The organism is Corynebacterium sp. 2571A (assembly GCF_055700935.1).
The window spans coordinates 337,825-355,524 of record NZ_JASTTE010000002.1 but is presented as its reverse complement, the minus strand read 5'-3'; the positions used below and the strand labels follow the sequence as shown (position 1 = coordinate 355,524).

Below are 17,700 nucleotides of genomic sequence, written 5' to 3'. Positions count from 1 at the left end.
GAGTAAACCATGAGTGTCGAGATCGAAAACGAAACCGCCCCGTCGATTGCACACGGAATGTTCACCTTCATCGCTACCTGCGATTTCTCAGCCCGCACCAAGGGTCGGGCCATTCACTCCAAAGACTTCCGTCCCGGCGCGAGCGTCGGGTGGGTGCCAGCCAACCTGGGGATCGGTCCGCTCGGCCACATCGTCGGCGGTATCCCTTACGGCGCTTCCGGGGATCTCCGCCTGCTTGCCGATGCCGATTCCAAAACAACCATCTCCGGGGTACCCGGGCAAGCCGACTTGGAGTATTGCTTCAGCGACGTGGTCAACACTGACGGCACGCCTTGGGAATCATGCAGTAGAACTTTCCTCAAAAACACGGTGGCGGAGCTAAAAGAAAAGCACGGGATTACCTTCACCGCCTCCTTCGAGCACGAATTCGTCGAGCGCGCAGCCACGCGCTTCCCGCACCCCTTTTCCTATTCGAATTTCCTTTCCGCAGAGCCGGTAAGTTCCACGCTATTTAAAATCCTCGATGGCGCCGGAATCGAACCAGAATGCTGGCTACCTGAGTATGCCCAGCACCAATATGAGCTAACCCTCAAGCCCACCGACCCGCTTCGCGCGGCCGACCGCGCCCTCCTTTTGCGCGATATCACGTGCAACGTCTACGAAGCCTTCGACAAGGAAGTCACTTTCTCTCCGGTCCCCAGTGCGGAGGCGGGAGGCTCCGGGGTCCATGTCCACTACGGGCTCTACGGCAAAAACGGGGAAGCCATCTCCTTCGACGCCTCCCGGCCAGGCCGAGTCTCTGAGTTGGCCGGCCGCTTCAACGCCGGCATCATCAAGTACGCCCCAGCACTGACCGCGTTGTTCGCCCCGCTCACGGTCAGCTACCTCCGTCTGAAACCCGACAACTGGTCGACAGCCCGCGCGTTCTGTGGACTACAGAACCGCGAGTCCCTCATCCGAATTTGCCCGACTAACGAAATCAACGGAAAGTCTCCCGAAAAGCAACTCCACTTCGAGTTCCGCGGATCGGACGCTGGCGCCAATCCGTGGATCCTCATGGGCATCATCCTGCGGGCCGGTCTGGCCGGCCTGGATGAGGGGCTCGACCCAGTCGACATCGTCGAAGGCGATCTGGATCTCGAAGGCAAGCACGCAAACCTTCCGGAATTGCCGGGTACCCTGGGCGAGGCTTTGGATCTCTTCGAGGCCAACGAGGAAGTCCAATCCTGGTTCGCACCCGCTTGGTCCGAGACCTACCTGAAGGTCAAACGCGACGAGATCTCTGAGCTTCACGGGAAATCTTTCGAGGAACAATGCGAGGTGTATGCGGATGTCTTCTAAGCAATCCCCGAGCTACCCCGATTTCCGCGAGGAACTTGCTTCACTCCCTTTGTTCGACCACCACTGCCACGGCGTGGTCCCGAAGGATCTGTCCCGCGCCGATTTCGAGGCCATGATTTCGGAATCCTCGCGTCCGGCTCCGGAGGGGCTAACCTGTTTCGACTCGCAGCTGGGGTTTCAGGTACTCGCGAAATGCGCCCCAATTCTCGGTGCGCAGCCTTGGTGCAGCCCCGAAGAGTACCTGGAGCAACGCCGGCAGCTGGGCGCAGATGAAGCCAATTCCCGTCTGCTGCAAGCCTCGCGGCTGACGGATCTGGGTGTGGACACCGGTTTTTCACCGGACGTTATCACCCCGGCAGAGGAGCTCGGGCGCCTCAGCGGCGCCACACCGCACGAGGTGGTCCGCTTGGAATACCTCGCCGAGCTGGTCGCCCAGGAATTGCTTCCTTCCGGCGCACCCCAGGAGGCGGACGATGCTTTAGCGCAGAGTTTCCTCGACACGCTCGCGGTGCGTCTAACCAGTGCTTTGCGCGGCGCAATCGGGGTTAAATCCATCGCCGCCTACCGCACTGGCCTAGACTTCGACGCGACGCGTCCCGCAGCAAGTTCAGTCCGCGAGTCCGCGCGGGACTTCCTCAACGGGAAGGAGCCACTGCGCCTGGCGGATCCGGTACTCATCCGCCACCTGCTGTGGTTGGCTATCGATGCCGGCCAGGTCATCCAGTTGCACATCGGATACGGCGACGACGACGTCGATCTGCACCGGTGCAACCCTCTCCTGCTCACGGAGCTTTTCCGATTGAGCCGTGATTCTGGCGCCCGTTTCACGCTCCTCCACTGCTACCCCTACCACCGCGAGGCCGGCTACCTGGCGCACGTCTTCGAACACGTCTACTTCGACGTAGGCTTGGCTATCAACTACACGGGTAGCCGCTCCGACGCGGTCATCGCCGAGTCCCTCGAGCTTGCTCCTTTCAGCAAGGTTTTGTTTAGCACCGACGCCTTCGGTTTGGCCGAGCTCTATTACCTCGGCGCGCAGCTCTACCGTGATGGGATGGCCCAGGCGCTGGCGCAATTTCACGACTTCCACGGATGGCCGATGCAGCAGTGCCTGCGGGTGGCACGCATGATTTCTTACGACAACGCCGCCCGTTTGTACGGAACCAATTAATTCGCACGGAGCACGAGAAAACAAAGAGAAAGGGGAACTGAGTGGGAAAAAGCAAGACCAACTATGACCAGCTTGCGAATCACTGGGTTGCGGCGTTGGGAGAAGAGCTGCCTGCGGCGGTAGAGCTGCGCAAGGAGCTCCACGCGAACCCACGGGTCAGCGGCGAGGAACAAGACACGACCGATACGGTCGCCGGCGCCATGGAGCTCGACTTCGAGTCACTGGCCACCACGGGCGGGATTTCCCGCATCGGCCCAGGGACGGGCCCCTCCATCGCCCTGCGCGGTGAATTAGACGCCCTGCCGGTGGAAGAAGCCACCGGGGTGGAGTGGGCGTCCCCAGGCTCAGCAATGCACGCCTGCGGGCATGACGTGCACCTCGCCGCCCTCGTCGCGGTAGTGCGCGCCGCCAAAAAGCTCGATCTTCCCTACGGGCTGGTGCCGTTCCTCCAGCCCCGTGAGGAGACTTACCCGTCTGGGGCCTTGGATATCAAGGAGTCGGGGGCGTTTGCTACCTATGACGTGGCGCACGCCATCGGCGCGCACGTGCACCCCGATGTCCCGCTCGGGGCAGTCGCATCCGGGGAAGGCTTCATTAACGCCGCCGCCGGTGAGTTCATCATCACCGTCGATGGCCAAGGCGGGCACGGCGCGTACCCGCACAAAGCCAACGATGTCGCCGTGTGCGTGGCACAAATCGTCTCCGGCCTGTCTGAAATTGTCCGGCGCACGTCCAGCCCGATGGCGCCGGCCTTGATCAGCGTCGGTTCCGTCCAGGTCGGTTCGAGTGCTGCCAACGTCTTAGCCGGCGAGGGCACAATCAAGACCACGGTTCGTACTTCCAGTAGCGCGGCCGCCCAGGAGATCGCTATTGCGGTGAGACACTTCGTCGAGCACACGGCGCAGGCTTTCAGGTGCACCGGAAACCTCGAGTACCTCCCTGGCGAGCCGGCCCTCATCAATGACGAGCACCTGGCCGCAAACTTCGCCGCCGTGCAAGGCACGCTGGGCTTGGGGACTGCCGAGCCGATGCGCTCCCTCGGTGCGGACGATTTCTCTTTCTACGGTGAGCTCGTCCCCAGCCTGATGTGCTTCGTCGGCGTGGCAAGCGGCGCTACTCCCTCACTCCACGACGCGAAGTTCTTGCCGCCGGACGACGCCGTCGGTTACACGGCCAAAGCTCTCATCGCCGGTTACCTCGCCGCCGCCCGCGCTTTGGACGTAAAATAACCGACTATGCCCAACGCCACCAGCATTGCGGAGCGAATCCGGTCCGGCCTGGATGAGTTCTCCAGCTCCGAGAAACTCGTCGCCCGGTACATCCTCAGTAGCTTTCCGTACAGCGGCCTCGACACCGTGGAACGGATTGCGGAAGCCTCCGGAGTAAGCTCAGCGACGGTAGTCCGCTTCGTCCAATCGTTGGGCATTCCAAAATTTAAGCTCTTCCAGGACGAACTCAAGCAGGAGCTGAAGGACCGCCAGCAATCTGCACTCGATCAAGCTGCCCAGCAATCGACACTACCCACCCACGACGCGGACCATGGCGCATTTATCGACCAAGAACGTGCCTTCGTCGACGGAATCGTCTCCACGTTCCAGAACCTCCGCGCCGGGGATATTTCCCGCGCTGTGGACCTTCTCGGCGACCAGACCAAGGTCATCATTGGCGACGGTGGAACGTACTCCCACATCCTGGCCGAGCATCTGCTGGCCCAGCTCAACCTTTTCCGGACCAACTTGCATAGCTGTCCGGCCGACGGCTGGAAGCTCGAAGACACGCTCGCGGGGATTTCCTCCGAGACAGTGTGGATAACGTTCGACTTTCGCCGCTACTCCGCGTCCTCCGCCTACCGGGCGCAGACAGCGAAAACTCGAGGTGCCACGCTCATCCTCATCACGGACAAGTGGATGTCGCCTATCGCCTCCTATGCTGACATCGTGCTTACCGCCCGGGTGGAGGCGAACGGTCCTTCGGACACCCTAGTGCCCTCTCTAGCCCTCATTGAGGCCCTGTGCGAAGCAGCCGCCGATCTGTTGGGGGCCGACGGAATGCGCAGACTCGCCGAGATTGATCCTATCCGTAGCAGCCAATTGTCCTAGCTAACGCAGATCGATAACCAATAAAAGTCGATCACCAGTAAAAGTTTCGTAGTTTTGCCGAACAACATTTATACTTAGTATTTGAAACACTCATAATAACAGTTGCCGCGGGCCCAACTCAGCCGCGGATTTATTGTCTCCCGCATGCCCACCAAAGGTCATGCCTTCTTGGAAAAGGAACCTTTTATGCCCGATCCCCGCCGCCTCACGCGGCCTATCCTGGCTTTTCTACTCACGTCATCTTTGGTGGCCACTAACGTCAGCGCTCACGCCGCTCCTACCGCCGAGCTCCCCGAGTCCGCTCTTATCGATGACGCTCTCTCCGATCCCGTTGCTGACCAATCCCCCGAAACTACTGAGCAGGTTCGCGAAGCCGCGGACGAGATGCGACACAGCTCGCCCGGCTTATCTTCCCGCGGGACCGACAAAGCTACCGGGGATAGCTATTCGACTTTCTACCACGACCCAGTGGATCTGGACGGTTCTTTTCCAGGACAGCTTTTCCGGAATTCCTCCGTAAGAAACCCTCTAAACACTCTGGGGATTACCAATATCGGCCCTTACAAGGCGGAGCGCATCCTCTACTCTTCCACCAACCGCCGGGGAGAGCCCACACCGGTCAGCGGGATTGTCATCGAGCCGAAGAAACAATGGACCGGTGACGGGCCACGACCTATGGTCGCATACGCGCCCGGCACCCAGGGCGTAGCGGATCGCTGCTCGCCATCGCGCAAAATCGCCGAAGGCGTGGGCGACTACGAGCAGCTCTTCTTTGAAAGCCTCCTCAAGGAGGGATACGCAGTGGTCTTGACCGACTACGAAGGGCTTGGCACCCCAGGCCTGCATACCTACATGGACCGCCTCAGCCAGGCCCACGCCGTGCTCGATAGCGTACGTGCTGCGCAGCAAATAGAGGGCTGGGATTTGGGCCCGGAGAATCCTGTCTTCCTCAACGGCTACTCGCAGGGCGGCGGCGCGGCCGCCAGCGCCGCGGAGCAGTATGACTCTTACGCCCCCGAGCTCAACGTAAAGCTCGCGACCGTCGGTGCTGCCCCAGCCGATCTCACTCTTTTGCCATCAGTCCTCGACGGGACTACGTATTTCCTTTTCGAGCTCTTTGCTCTACTCGGCCTGTCCCAGAGCTACGGCATCGATTTCAATGACCAGCTCAGCCCCCGCGGGCAGAAGGTCCTCCGCAACGCCACGAACACGTGCACCTTGGGCCTCGGGCTCTATTCGGGGCAGACCATCTCCGGGCTCACCGCCGACGGCACTGACGTTCATGAACTCATCGAGTCCGCTCCTTTTAACCAAATGCTCGCGGACCAACATATCGGCCACCGTGCCCCCAACGTCCCGGTAGTCATCACGCACAGCCGTGGCGACGACGTCATTCCTTTTGACACAGCCGAGCAATTGGCTACGGAGTGGGCCGACCGCGGTGCGCAGGTGACCTTCCTTCCGAATGATGCTGGTTCGCACGTAGCCGGCACCATCCCGCACATTGATGCCACCCTCGACGCCATCAAAGCAGTACTAAACAGCTAACCGACTCTTCTCACCTACCGATGCCTAAAACTCACGGTCTGCACAGACTCTACTTAGGACGACCGGTTACCGCGGGTTTGCTTGTCATAAGCGTTTCTAGAACGGCGGGCATTTGACCATCCGGTTCTGCGCTGCGGCTTCTTCCGGCGGTCGGTAGGGCGCATCATCAGAGTCACCCCATCGAAATCGGTAGGCTTCCACTGGTGCCGGTGAGTCCGAAATTCCATCCCCTGCTCGATGTTCGAGGAATACACGAGCAAGGCCCGACCGTCCTTGCAAAGCTCGACGGTCCGCTCCCATAACAGCTCCCTAATCCGCGCGGTTGGCCGGCCGACGAAAACTCCCGGCGAGACCTCCATCAACCATTTGGTGAGGTCTCCTCTCAACCCTGCGGGGCAAGCTGATAAAACCAGTACCGTCATGACAACTGCTCTTCCTCAGCCCAATTGATTCCGGACGCGATCACCTCGAGCTCGCTCCACAGCAGCAGCTCCACGTCACTTAGGAGTTCATCATCAGGGACCTCGAACAAAGTCTTCAGATCGGCGACCATGCGGGGCATTAACCGTCGTTCGATTACAGCGTCTCGCACTCGACGGCGAACTTCGACGCTCGGTTGGCCACCCGCAGCTGCTACGGCGTCGAAGGCAGCGGGGATAGAGATTTCCGCCTTGTAAAGATCAGCAATATCGTAAACAAACGAACGGTCCGTACCTGTGTGGATAATCCCCAGGGCAGGGATAAAACCTAAAGCAGTAACAACGGCGTGTGTGACCCCGTATAGGGCCGCGGAACCTGCTGTCAGGGCCTGGTTAATCAGATCCGAAGAACTGAAATCACTGGGATCGTACGATCGCCGGTTCCCGTACACGCCGGTGCGCTTGGCCTCGGCCGCGTAGATCTTCTTCATCCTAGCGCCTTCTCTTCCACGCAGCTGCGCCATTGTCAGCCTACTCACGTCTTCACCAGAAAAGCGCATGGAATACATTGTCCGTGCACAATTCAAGCGCCGTCTCTGATTGGTGACGACGGCAGCATGAAGTTCAGCCATCCGCGAGGACTTGGCAGGTGGCCTGCCGCTCGCGTAGTAGCGAACGCCACGCTCTCCGACCCACACAGTTGAAACTCCGGCGTCACCTAGCAATGCCATGGCCGCGTATGTAACCCGGGTCCCCGGACCCAGCAACAGCGCGGCGAGGTGCGTAGCAGGCAGATGCGCGATCCCGCGCCGGTCCTGGATAGTCAGAGAATTTCCTTCTCTATTAACCACTGCTCTTTCCACGTAGAGAAAGCTCAGCCGGTCTTCCATCCTCGACAACGCGGTTCGCGCAATAGGTACCTCCCTAGGCGTTGGCATCGGTTCGGGCCCTGGCCAGAGTCATCAGGCCGCACCCGTAACCGCGCGCTCGCCCAATTCCTTGTGTCAGCGCCACGCGCAAGAGATCCGGATCCGTGACTTCCAGGACACCCGCAAAACGCGCAGTCACAATGTGCACCCGAGCGCTGCTTCGACCACGACGGAAATCGAGAGTCTTACGCTCGGTCACGCTGGGCACCTCGGTCGGTGCCCAGCGCTCCCTCTCTTGGTCTGACGCTTCATCATCCACACGGGGGGCGAGGCTAAAGCCACACTTGGGTGCCTTGTCGTACAGCCATCCAAGCTGGTGGGGGACCGACACGTGAGCCTTGATTTTACTGCGCTTGCCCTCCACCGTCTTGGCAAAAGTAGGGTTCGCCACCAGCTCGAAGTGCCAGCGCTGGCCCTTCTTGAGCGCAGCCAGAAAACGGTCGTATTCAGCTATCTGCGCTGGGCGAGTATCCCACCCGGCCTGCTCCACGATGTGCTGCCCGGAGGGTTTTTCCGGACCAACAATGTAGAGCGCATGCTCATGACCGTTAGTATCCGTACGCCACAGCACTCGGCTCGAAGACTCGTCCAGATCCGGAGGGAATGCCGCGCGCACGGCCGCATGCATGGTCTGCGGGTCAGTTAGCAGCCTACGTCCCTGCCTCCTAGCTGGGTTTATCAGCACTTTCGTCATCGTTGTCATGCGTTTAGCACCGCCTCTAGGAAAGGATCCGTCTGCAGCTCGTTAGGATCCAAGGGGTTGTTCAAGGTGGCATAGTCGGCCTGAACGACCTCTCGCCAGCCATATTTCCGGTGTTCAGGGTTGTAGGAAACCGGCACGTCCTGGCGCGCGACCCCTACCTCACCCGCTTCGGCATCACGGTAGATAGGCAAGGCAACCTGCTCACCATAGGTTTTCATGTGGTTCTTGGTCGCATGCCAATTCTGATGAGCTTGCAGTGCCTCCACCGCCGGCTTGTCTACTATGCCTATTACCAGGTTGGGCGGCACCGGACACGATCGCCGCCCCATGAACAACGGATAGACGGGGTCGTTCAGTGCGTCGGCAAAGCCTTCCAGAAGCGCCCGGTCTTCGGCCTCTACTGCAACGACGAAAGCAGCATCTGACAAGAAATATCGAGTGACCAGATTGGCCGAAGCTTTAGGGTCACGCTGCCAAGGCTGCGCCGTTTGGTAATCACGCAATAAGCTGCCTGATTGGTCAACACGCACGGCAAGCCGCAGGTGCGCGAGGTCCTCAATTGGGTCGGTCCGTCGGCGTCCCTGGGCTGCCGCGATCAACCCCACGATGCCCGATTTAGATGGCGTTGACGCCGTCGTTCTGGTGGCATACCGGGAGTCATCGCCCCAGGACTGCATCGGCCCCTTTAACAAGAGCAAGAGAGAAGAAGTCATTGACAAAGCTCCTAGCCTTTAGCTTTCCAGAGCCGCGGAGATGCGTTCTTGCAATTCGCCGAGAGTTACTGCCTCGGCGATATCGCTAAAAGCCTGCCGAGCGTCTTCGAAGCCTAACACGAATCCCGCCTTCGGTTTGAGGCCGTACATTTCTTCAAAACCCTTCTCCTCGGCTGCTAGAGCCTTAGCACCAGCCACGCGAAGCCCCTCTGCCTCAGTCGGTTCAATTGGAGTCTCGAACGCGGTGACCAAGGAAACCGGGCGAGTCTCGCGAACTGCTACGTAGACCAGCTCCGGCAGAGTCTGGTTGGCGAAGGTGTTGATCTTTCCGGTCGGCATCGACTTGATGAAGGCGTCGATGAACTGCCCGGCAGCAGTCCGGGCTTCTTCCTCGGAGCCAAGGTTCTTAGCCAGCCCGCCAAGATTTAGCGTGGCGTAACGATACAACGTTGAAGACATCATCTGGACCGTCCCGATCATGCCCGCGCCGGTTTCCTCGCCGGCTTCTGCAAGGTCATCTACCGCAGTGAAATAATCAAATTCCGGGGCGCTAGCGTGGATACCCAGTGCGTGGGCCACCTGAACTGCGGCGTCCACGTTATAGGCAGCATCATCTGCGACCATACGCCCGAACATTGCCATATCAACGGAGTGCTCAGCGTCCAAGATCTCCTTGGCTTCTGCCTTTTTAATTTTTTCACCATCAGCCTCGACGAGCGCCTTGACTGCCCGCTCGATCTGGTGCGGGCTCAAGAAAATCAAATAGCTCGTCTGTGGGTAAAACGCGTCTTCCAGCTTTTTCTCCTGTTCCTCACCGGCTTCTACTTCCTTCTTCAGGGAAGTGATTTTCTTCTTGTCGACCTCTACCTTGATTCCGGCGGCCTTGAACAATTGGGTTACGGCCTCGATGGAGCGTTCCTTATCCCAGCCCTCATGCTCTTGGAGGCCTTGAGCGATTTCCTGCGGGAGGCGCTTAGAGCGCTTGCCCACGCTGTCGGCAGAAACGTTGGACGCGAAATACTTCCGGATAGCGCGCTTCCAGGATTGCGAAGACACGCGCTGACGCGGGACGCCACCGTAGATGGCGGATTTAGGAGCACCGGTGTCATCGCGGTTGATGAGAGACGGCGGAACGGTTTGCAGAGCGTGAATATCGATGATGTAAGACATGGTTTTCCTTTCGAGAGGATAGAGGTTTACTTAGGAGTTCTTGGGCTGAAAGCTAGCACCAGCGGCGAAATCGCGGCCCCAACGTAGAAGCACGCCTTGGCGACGTGCGGCATCACCCTGCGTGGTAGAGGTCTGGAGCAGAACGCGGAGATCAGTAGCGAAAAAGCCGTAGTGGAATGCCAATTTCGAAGAGCGCAGAAGCGTGATGAGCGATCTCAGCTGAACCATCCGAGAGGCTTCATCTCGTGCTAGCAGCATCGCGTCGAAGCGGGGCTTGATAGACCCTGATTCCCGGATGGCATACATTCGTCCGCACGCCCAGGCAAAGCTATGCGTCGAAACGTGCGCTTCGCTGGTTGCGCTTTGCATGTGGATACCGAACGCGACGAGCGCGTGGAAGGCCGCCTTTTCGCTCGGCGAAAGGCGCGTTCCTCCGCCCAGCTCCCGCTCTTCCAGGGGCGGCTCAAGCAACAACAAGATTTCTTCCAGAGCCAAAGGCTGCTGCTCAGGAGTGCGCGAGGAGTACTTACGCAACTGCGCTAGCACGCCTCGGGCGTGCGCAGCCGCGGCGTGGTTAGGACTGCGCAAATAGGCGTATTGCAGGGCATCTACCGTATTGGTAACCGAGGCGTACAGGCCGGGTCGCTGCGCAACCGGCTGAGCCACGTCTTGCGTTTCAGGCATGGACTTCATCCTTTTCTTCCGTCGAGTCTAGGGTTTCCGGCTCGGGCGCTGTTAGTGGCAGGTCCTTTTTCAAACGGCGTTTTAGAGCATGGTGCAACGTACCGGCCGAGACAATCCGTCCGTGCCCCTTGTCATCCGCGTCTGTGACACACCCTACAATGGCCTTTTGCCCTGCACCGCGAACCATTTCGACCGCCTGATCCAGCGCTTCTTCGAGAACAGCGAACTGCCACTGGCGGGCGCGCGCGTCCACGTTTTCGGTGTCGACGGTGGCTAACCAGTCGATGAACTTCGGCTCGAGACGCGAGTAGAAGCGGTCCGCTGCGACAGCGCCGAATTGATAGTCTCCTCCGGCCGCTACCAAAAGCTGTCCCGCGAACCATCCGACGCTTACGGCAGCGGCTTTAGTCTTCTCTACCGCTGTGCGGACAGCCTCGCGCACGCGCTTGCCGGTGTCGTCCGTGCGTAAGACAACCAGGGGCAAACCAATGGATGCGCTAAAAGTAGTGCCCACCGTTGACTCCTGCGGACCGTAGACCATGGAGACCAAAGCGAGGTCAAGGACCCGCGTTTCCAGGTATCCGTCGGCGGATAGATTCGCCACGTTGCTGAGAGTAGCTGGCCGGATCGGCGCTTTTTCTTTCTTTGTGAAACCGGCGTCTCCGGTCACAGCTACCAGAGCATCCAGCGATTTCCACATCGTTCGGGTTTCGTCGTAGGGACGCGGGTAATAGGCATCTTCCGTCTGTGTGGATTGGTTAGGACTGTACCGATACGGTGTCATCGGATCTCCGAAAGCGTTTTTACCAGCTGCAGGGATGCGATCCCCGTTCGCCACGACAACTCGGCGGACTTTACCGTCTTGAACGTGAAGCTTAATCCGCCGCGCCTGCCACGTTGCCAAGTCGGCTGCCCCCATAGGGACGGCTCCTTCCTTCGCATCCGCACCTGGCCGCTGGGCTGCCGAATCTTGTGGACGCTCCCACACTGGCAAATCGAGGGATAAATCTCGTGCGGTAGCGCTCTGGTTCACTGCCTCCGGAGCTGTGTTGAGTAGCAAGGTGTCGAGTAAACCGTGCGGGCTAAGGATCAAAGTCCCGCCGGTTCGACCTGACCAGCCCGTACCGATCGGGTAGCCTCTTCCTCCCTTGACACGTTCGTCTCCAACCGCTCCCGATTTAATACCGGAGCAATCGTATGCTTGCGCGTGGATTAACCACCGAGCGGCCTCCGCGAAGGAAAGAGCTTCCCTTTCTTCCGCCGTACGCATGGTGAAATACTTACTCGCTGCCTCAGGCACGATGATAGACACAGATTTGGTCTCGCCGGACTTCGTGTGAAGATCCGCTACCTGCATAAACGGTTGTTGTTCATCCATGAGATCAAAGCGGTCTTCATGGGACTCCAAGTAGTCAAGGACAACATCGTCTCGGCTCGAGTCCTCCAAAACTTCCCGTGTTTCTTCGAACCATTCTCCCCAATCAAAGGAATCCTCCCGCCGCGATTGGGGCAATGCGTCGGAAATCTCCTTGGCGTGTGCACGCCAGAAAATCGCTAGTAGTACGCGAATTACGGCATAATCTTGGGTCGGTGACTCGCCGACTACCTTCGCGACGCGTACACGTCCCGCAAAAATATCTCTGATACTGACTTCTTGGGGATTTCCCTCCATATCCATGCAACGAATCCACGGCTCATCCAACAGATTAAACGTCGTCCGATTTGTGGCGCTTTTATCAGTCACAGCTATCACCCTCCTTTCCAGTCGTGGGTAGTTTTGTTTAGTTTGGCCTCGGTTCTGGAGGCATCACTTAATCTACAGTTTCTACGGGACACTCCCCTCCAAATCATCGCTCAGAATTTCGATTCCTAACTCGTTGGTGTAGCGGACCTGAAAACGACCAAGCTCACAACAGCCTTCATCATCCAACTCGAGAGCTACCTGTCCGCGAAGGACCGGGCTTTGCTGCCACGTTGTCGGTGTGGATTGTTCAAGTTCTGTAATCACCGCATCGAAGTCCTTCGGTCGTCGCGTCATGCGGGTAGGAAGTCGGACGGTTCCGGTTGCCAACACACGTGCTTGCTTAAACGACAGCTCCTCTCCCCCGAGGATCTCGGCGTCCGTCCCGTAAGGAATGTAGCCATACTCCGTCGCGATAACCGGGATTGCTTCCACAGTTGGTTCAGCGTCACGGACCATGGCAGCACCCCGCTCGCCGTCGGCTCCAGCGCTACGCGACCCGGCATTCTCACCAACCAGCTGCTGGAACAAGCTGGAGAACCTCTTTGTGTCTGGCGGGGGTATGCGGAAGCTGGCCGACCGACTCTCCGCTCGTTTCTTCTTGGCTAGGTCCTCGTCCTGGGCGCTACGTGCGGCTTCAGCCCAGGCCTCTGGAACTGGCCAATCCTCAGCGTAGGCCTGCCGGACCAAGTCAGGCACGTCCTCAGGACGCTGAAAGCGATCAGGAAGCGTCGCCAGCGTTGCCAGCAATAACGCATCACCGTAAATAGCACTTGCCCCACCATCGAATTCGGGAGCAGGCCACCTTTCAACAATCCCACGGATAAATATCTTCGGGGTCCGTAGGTTATCTGGACGATCCCCCACTGGCCTTTGGTGACGGTGAATTCGACCAGCACGCTGAATCACCAAATCCATGGGTGCGATATCGGTAATCAAAACGTCGGCATCGATATCCAAACTCTGCTCGGCTACCTGTGTAGCAACAACAACTCTTCGCTCTGGTCTGCCATCACGTCTGTGCGCCTCGGGGCCTAGCTCAGCTCGTAAGCGTTCTTCCTTTTGGGAGCGTTGCCAAGCAATGAAACCGGCATGAAGTAGTTCCACCTCGCCGGGATAAATCGAACTTAATTGCTGATATGCTGCTTGGGCACGCGCAATCGTATTGACGATAATTAGGAGACACCCACCTTCTCCGACAAGCTCAGTCACCGTCGCGCTGAGAATTTCCAAATCATCTTCAATGAAATTGATACCCACTATTTGATTCTCGGTTTTCTCCTCGACAGGAATGCGGACGACTTCGTCGGGGGAAGCTACGGTGATCAAAGGATAGCTAGGGTCCTCTCCCTCTGGGACTATTCCATCGGAATACGCTCCGAGAAGCTCTTTCTTCCGCGCCGGCGGTAGCGTTGCTGACATGACAATAACACTTGCGCCGTAGTATGAAAGCCAGCTGAGGGTGGTCTTCAAATAATTGGTCGAATACAGGTCGAAAGAGTGCACCTCATCGAAAATGACCACTTTCCCCGCCAAAGCTAGGTGCCTGAGCATTGAATACCGCTGCTGCAGGGCCATCATCAGGACTTGGTCGATTGTCCCCACGACGATGTTCGACAATAGTCCACGGCGCCGCCCACTAAGCCATTGCAAGGCAACAACCGCGCCACTTCTATCGGAAAGTTCGGGTTCGACGTCCCGAATCTTTAAGTCTTGGTACGGCTGCGACAAGGCGTTTTTCGAGTGAGCCAAATACATCGATCGCACCTGCTCGTCCGTCGTGTTTTTCGCCCACTGCACCGTGCGCTCCAGAAGACCGTTAGCCGTTGCCATGGTAGGCGCCGCGAAATAGAGTCCTTGGGCACCGTTTTTCCCTGCTAACACTCGGGCTGCGTGCAAAGCGGCTTCGGTTTTACCTGCACCAGTCTCCGCCTCCAGCACCATCATCACTGGACCGACAGTCTTTTCCGCCGCTTTTACCATAGCTTTCTGAACCGGCCGGGCCGAATAGTCACTCGGCCAATCAAATGCTTGCCGGAAGCTGACGTCGACGTCCACGGTCATGTCATCTACCGGATGCCATGGCGATGTAAGCTGAACTGCCTTTGCAGCCTGTTCAACACGCTCCACCTGCGAATCCGAACCACCCAGGCTAAATGCGTCTTCGTTGGAAGCAATCCAATCGGACATCACCACCAAACCGGTCAGAAGTTGTAGGTCACGTGCACGCCGTATTCCTTTCTTCCGTAGCTTCTCCAGCACCACGTCCACGTCAGTGAGCTCAGCCGTTGCTTCCAGCAGTTCGCTGTGAACCTTCCGCCAAGCTAGCGGGTACTGACTAATAATGAGAGCAACTCGTTCCGAAATTTGCTCACTCGGAATACCATGGTGGGCATCCGCTACAGCGGCTACCGAGTTCGCTGAACGTCGCGGAAAACCGCGCGCCGATTCCAGCCAATCTCGAATTATTACGCCTGACGCCACACTGTGTGGCAACTTGTCCACATTAAGCTCATCTACCCCTTGGTCTAGGTCAAGACCCGCATCCCGCACGCGAGAGACTAGGTGCCCCACGTCTGACCTCAGTTCGATCTGCCCCTGAAACTTTCGAACACCCTTTCCCAGATCATGAGTGGCCGCCAGCCAAAGGACTAGATTCTCTAACTCCCCTATAGAAATGCCGAGATTCTGCGCCAATTCCCTCTTTAAAGAATCAGACAACCACACATGGAAAACCAGAGAAGCCGCGCATGCCGAGTCTCGCAAATGCTCCGGCAAGGTCAGGAAATTAACCCCATCCCCGGATTTCGCCCACAGGCTCTGAGCCTCCTTGCTCCGCTCCGCAACCCAGCCATCTGCCCGTCGCGCAAAATCAACGACCGGCTGTGGCAAGTCTCCAAGACTACGCATCCGATCCATGGAAACTCCATTCCTTTCGAGGGCAACCGGTTCCATAGCCACCGTGTAATTTTGAGAATACAAGTACAGTCTGAATTATGTCAACCGTAGAAGATAACAAATTATATTTTTCTCCGTATTCGGTTTTCCTCCACCGGTGCTACGGTTGTTACTCGAGCCCCGTTTAATAGATTCCCTGCACCAGGGATGAGCCATTGTTTTGTTCTACGGGGGTCACCTCCCCGCTACGGCGGGGCCAAGCTTTAATCCCGCAACAAAGGCACCGAGTACGGCGCAGAGCAACAACTCTCGGGAGACCCGCACTAACCGCCCGCCACTCCACCTGCACAGGAAACACTAAGGTGGTCCAAAAGAGGCCGGAACTAACGGAGCCCATCCCCGCTTGCGCGGGGAACACAGCGGCGTTAGCCGTACCGGTATCCACTTGCTGGGCTCATCCCCGCTTGCGCGGGGAACACACCCAGCGGTTGGAGTTCGGTGCGGACACCTTGGGATCATCCCCGCTTGCGCGGGGAACACTGATGCTTTGGGCAATGCCAACGTCGGAGACGGGGCTCATCTCCGCTTGCGCGGGGAACACTGGCAGCGGCCGTGTTTTCCGTGTACCTTTATGGGCTCATCCCCGCTTGCGCGGGGAACACCCCTTGTCTCTTTCGTATCTTCCGGTATAGGCCGGCTCATCCCCGCTTGCGCGGGGAACACATTGGGCACAGCAGGCCCGCATCGTGAAGAGCGGGCTCATCCCCGCTTACGCGGGGAACACGCTGTTTGTAGTCGTGGGCTAGCTCTCTCATGAGGCTCATCCCCGCTTGCGCGGGGAACACTCACGTTCACGCCAACGACGGGCAAGGCCAAGGGGCTCATCCCCGCTTGCGCGGGGAACACGGGTGGGCGCCATCGTGTGCCGCATGGGCGTCGGGCTCATCCCCGCTTGCGCGGGGAACACTCATTGGCGCATCCGCCCAGAAGACGTCGACGCGGCTCATCCCCGCTTGCGCGGGGAACACCTTATGCCCGCGGTGCAGTCCCTCGCGACCGCGGGCTCATCCCCGCTTGCGCGGGGAACACGGCGCCCCCGACGAGAATCCCGCTGCGACGGAAAGGCTCATCCCCGCTTGCGCGGGGAACACGAGAACTGGCGGCTCAGGTGCCTTTTGTGCTTCGGCTCATCCCCGCTTGCGCGGGGAACACCTGGATGGATGAATATCCGCTGGCTGTGAGGTAGGCTCATCCCCGCTTGCGCGGGGAACACGATACTTACGAGGTTTTCCCAGGCGTGTGGGTGGGCTCATCCCCGCTTGCGCGGGGAACACCGGGCCGATGAGCCGCTTATGCGCGCCGAGAAGGGCTCATCCCCGCTTGCGCGGGGAACACACATCCTGCCCCGGTATGACGTGGACGCGCTGGGGCTCATCCCCGCTTGCGCGGGGAACACACATCCTGCCCCGGTATGACGTGGACGCGCTGGGGCTCATCCCCGCTTGCGCGGGGAACACGCCCTTGTGAGTGTTGGCGCACTTCCAAGGGCCGGGCTCATCCCCGCTTGCGCGGGGAACACAGGTGGACAGCTGGCTAGGCCAGACGGGTAGCCGGCTCATCCCCGCTTGCGCGGGGAACACCCAGGACACATTGATGACCAGTCCATCCAGAAGGGCTCATCCCCGCTTGCGCGGGGAACACGGCATTATGGTGTGTTACTTCCTTTCTGTTGGGGGCTCATCCCCGCTTGCGCGGGGAACACGATAGCGCCGTCGTAGATACGGTGCGCATGGCCGGCTCATCCCCGCTTGCGCGGGGAACACTCCGGCTCGTTCTCGATGAGTTCTGTGGCCTGGGGCTCATCCCCGCTTGCGCGGGGAACACAGGTGGACAGCTGGCTAGGCCAGACGGGTAGCCGGCTCATCCCCGCTTGCGCGGGGAACACTCAGTGGTCATTGGTTATTCTCCTTCTTGTAGGGGCTCATCCCCGCTTGCGCGGGGAACACCGGGCCGATGAGCCGCTTATGCGCGCCGAGAAGGGCTCATCCCCGCTTGCGCGGGGAACACACATCCTGCCCCGGTATGACGTGGACGCGCTGGGGCTCATCCCCGCTTGCGCGGGGAACACGCCCTTGTGAGTGTTGGCGCACTTCCAAGGGCCGGGCTCATCCCCGCTTGCGCGGGGAACACCCAGGACACATTGATGACCAGTCCATCCAGAAGGGCTCATCCCCGCTTGCGCGGGGAACACACATCTTCGGCGGCCCGTGCCGCTGGTGACGCG

At 59.1% G+C, this 17,700-nt stretch carries 13 protein-coding genes and 1 CRISPR repeat array (1 of these 14 only partly in view); of the genes, 5 read left to right on the top strand and 8 right to left on the bottom strand.

Going from position 1 to position 17,700, the window contains the following annotated elements:
- Nucleotides 1–9 precede the first annotated feature (9 nt).
- The 5 genes from QQS53_RS05090 to QQS53_RS05070 all read left to right on the top strand — a co-directional run bounded on the left by QQS53_RS05090 (nucleotide 10) and on the right by QQS53_RS05070 (nucleotide 6,159).
- Complete coding sequence (locus QQS53_RS05090) at nucleotides 10–1,341, top strand: type I glutamate--ammonia ligase (protein WP_472774825.1); 1,332 nt, start codon at nucleotides 10–12, stop codon at nucleotides 1,339–1,341.
- Nucleotides 1,331–2,512 (top strand): amidohydrolase family protein, encoded by a 1,182-nt coding sequence (locus QQS53_RS05085; RefSeq protein WP_472774824.1) that lies wholly within the window; start codon nucleotides 1,331–1,333, stop codon nucleotides 2,510–2,512. Before QQS53_RS05090 ends, QQS53_RS05085 begins: the two co-directional genes overlap by 11 nt.
- A gap of 41 nt (nucleotides 2,513–2,553) precedes the next feature.
- Nucleotides 2,554–3,741 (top strand): M20 metallopeptidase family protein, encoded by a 1,188-nt coding sequence (locus tag QQS53_RS05080; RefSeq protein WP_472774823.1) that lies wholly within the window; start codon nucleotides 2,554–2,556, stop codon nucleotides 3,739–3,741.
- A gap of 6 nt (nucleotides 3,742–3,747) precedes the next feature.
- Nucleotides 3,748–4,611 carry a MurR/RpiR family transcriptional regulator gene (locus QQS53_RS05075; RefSeq protein ID WP_472774822.1) on the top strand — a complete coding sequence of 288 codons (864 nt, stop codon included), beginning with the start codon at nucleotides 3,748–3,750 and terminating at the stop codon, nucleotides 4,609–4,611.
- Between the two features lie 246 nt (nucleotides 4,612–4,857).
- The gene (locus QQS53_RS05070; RefSeq protein WP_472774821.1) at nucleotides 4,858–6,159 is read left to right on the top strand and encodes an alpha/beta fold hydrolase; all 1,302 of its coding nucleotides are present in this window, start codon (nucleotides 4,858–4,860) and stop codon (nucleotides 6,157–6,159) included.
- A gap of 53 nt (nucleotides 6,160–6,212) precedes the next feature.
- Here the strand turns inward: QQS53_RS05070 and cas2e are convergent, their stop codons facing one another.
- The 8 genes from cas2e to cas3 all read right to left on the bottom strand — a co-directional run bounded on the left by cas2e (nucleotide 6,213) and on the right by cas3 (nucleotide 15,410).
- The gene (cas2e, locus tag QQS53_RS05065; protein ID WP_472774820.1) at nucleotides 6,213–6,581 is read right to left on the bottom strand and encodes a type I-E CRISPR-associated endoribonuclease Cas2e; all 369 of its coding nucleotides are present in this window, start codon (nucleotides 6,579–6,581) and stop codon (nucleotides 6,213–6,215) included.
- Nucleotides 6,578–7,516 carry a type I-E CRISPR-associated endonuclease Cas1e gene (gene cas1e, locus QQS53_RS05060; RefSeq protein WP_472774819.1) on the bottom strand — a complete coding sequence of 313 codons (939 nt, stop codon included), beginning with the start codon at nucleotides 7,514–7,516 and terminating at the stop codon, nucleotides 6,578–6,580. The genes cas2e and cas1e overlap by 4 nt, the downstream gene beginning before the upstream one ends.
- Nucleotides 7,503–8,210, bottom strand: a complete 708-nt coding sequence (gene cas6e, locus QQS53_RS05055) for a type I-E CRISPR-associated protein Cas6/Cse3/CasE (protein WP_472774818.1) — start codon at nucleotides 8,208–8,210, stop codon at nucleotides 7,503–7,505. The genes cas1e and cas6e overlap by 14 nt, the downstream gene beginning before the upstream one ends.
- The gene (cas5e, locus tag QQS53_RS05050) at nucleotides 8,207–8,923 is read right to left on the bottom strand and encodes a type I-E CRISPR-associated protein Cas5/CasD (protein WP_472774817.1); all 717 of its coding nucleotides are present in this window, start codon (nucleotides 8,921–8,923) and stop codon (nucleotides 8,207–8,209) included. The genes cas6e and cas5e overlap by 4 nt, the downstream gene beginning before the upstream one ends.
- 18 nt (nucleotides 8,924–8,941) lie before the next feature.
- Entirely contained in the window at nucleotides 8,942–10,093 is a 1,152-nt protein-coding gene (gene cas7e, locus QQS53_RS05045) for a type I-E CRISPR-associated protein Cas7/Cse4/CasC (protein WP_472774816.1), read from the bottom strand.
- A gap of 30 nt (nucleotides 10,094–10,123) precedes the next feature.
- Complete coding sequence (gene casB, locus QQS53_RS05040; RefSeq protein WP_472774815.1) at nucleotides 10,124–10,777, bottom strand: type I-E CRISPR-associated protein Cse2/CasB; 654 nt, start codon at nucleotides 10,775–10,777, stop codon at nucleotides 10,124–10,126.
- The gene (gene casA / locus QQS53_RS05035; RefSeq protein WP_472774814.1) at nucleotides 10,770–12,521 is read right to left on the bottom strand and encodes a type I-E CRISPR-associated protein Cse1/CasA; all 1,752 of its coding nucleotides are present in this window, start codon (nucleotides 12,519–12,521) and stop codon (nucleotides 10,770–10,772) included. Before casA ends, casB begins: the two co-directional genes overlap by 8 nt.
- Before the next feature lie 81 nt (nucleotides 12,522–12,602).
- Nucleotides 12,603–15,410, bottom strand: a complete 2,808-nt coding sequence (gene cas3, locus QQS53_RS05030; protein ID WP_472774813.1) for a CRISPR-associated helicase Cas3' — start codon at nucleotides 15,408–15,410, stop codon at nucleotides 12,603–12,605.
- 396 nt (nucleotides 15,411–15,806) lie between these two features.
- A CRISPR array of direct repeats spans nucleotides 15,807–17,700; the repeat unit is 28 nt; unit sequence GGCTCATCCCCGCTTGCGCGGGGAACAC (it continues 1,616 nt past the right edge of the window).

Coding starts and splice junctions, on each gene's coding strand:
- cas7e (WP_472774816.1), bottom strand. CDS start 10,093: ATGTCTTACATCATCGATATTCACGCTCTGCAAACCGTTCCGCCGTCT.
- cas2e (WP_472774820.1), bottom strand. CDS start 6,581: ATGACGGTACTGGTTTTATCAGCTTGCCCCGCAGGGTTGAGAGGAGAC.
- QQS53_RS05090 (WP_472774825.1), top strand. CDS start 10: ATGAGTGTCGAGATCGAAAACGAAACCGCCCCGTCGATTGCACACGGA.
- QQS53_RS05075 (WP_472774822.1), top strand. CDS start 3,748: ATGCCCAACGCCACCAGCATTGCGGAGCGAATCCGGTCCGGCCTGGAT.
- QQS53_RS05085 (WP_472774824.1), top strand. CDS start 1,331: ATGTCTTCTAAGCAATCCCCGAGCTACCCCGATTTCCGCGAGGAACTT.
- cas5e (WP_472774817.1), bottom strand. CDS start 8,923: ATGACTTCTTCTCTCTTGCTCTTGTTAAAGGGGCCGATGCAGTCCTGG.
- cas6e (WP_472774818.1), bottom strand. CDS start 8,210: ATGACAACGATGACGAAAGTGCTGATAAACCCAGCTAGGAGGCAGGGA.
- casB (WP_472774815.1), bottom strand. CDS start 10,777: ATGCCTGAAACGCAAGACGTGGCTCAGCCGGTTGCGCAGCGACCCGGC.
- cas1e (WP_472774819.1), bottom strand. CDS start 7,516: ATGCCAACGCCTAGGGAGGTACCTATTGCGCGAACCGCGTTGTCGAGG.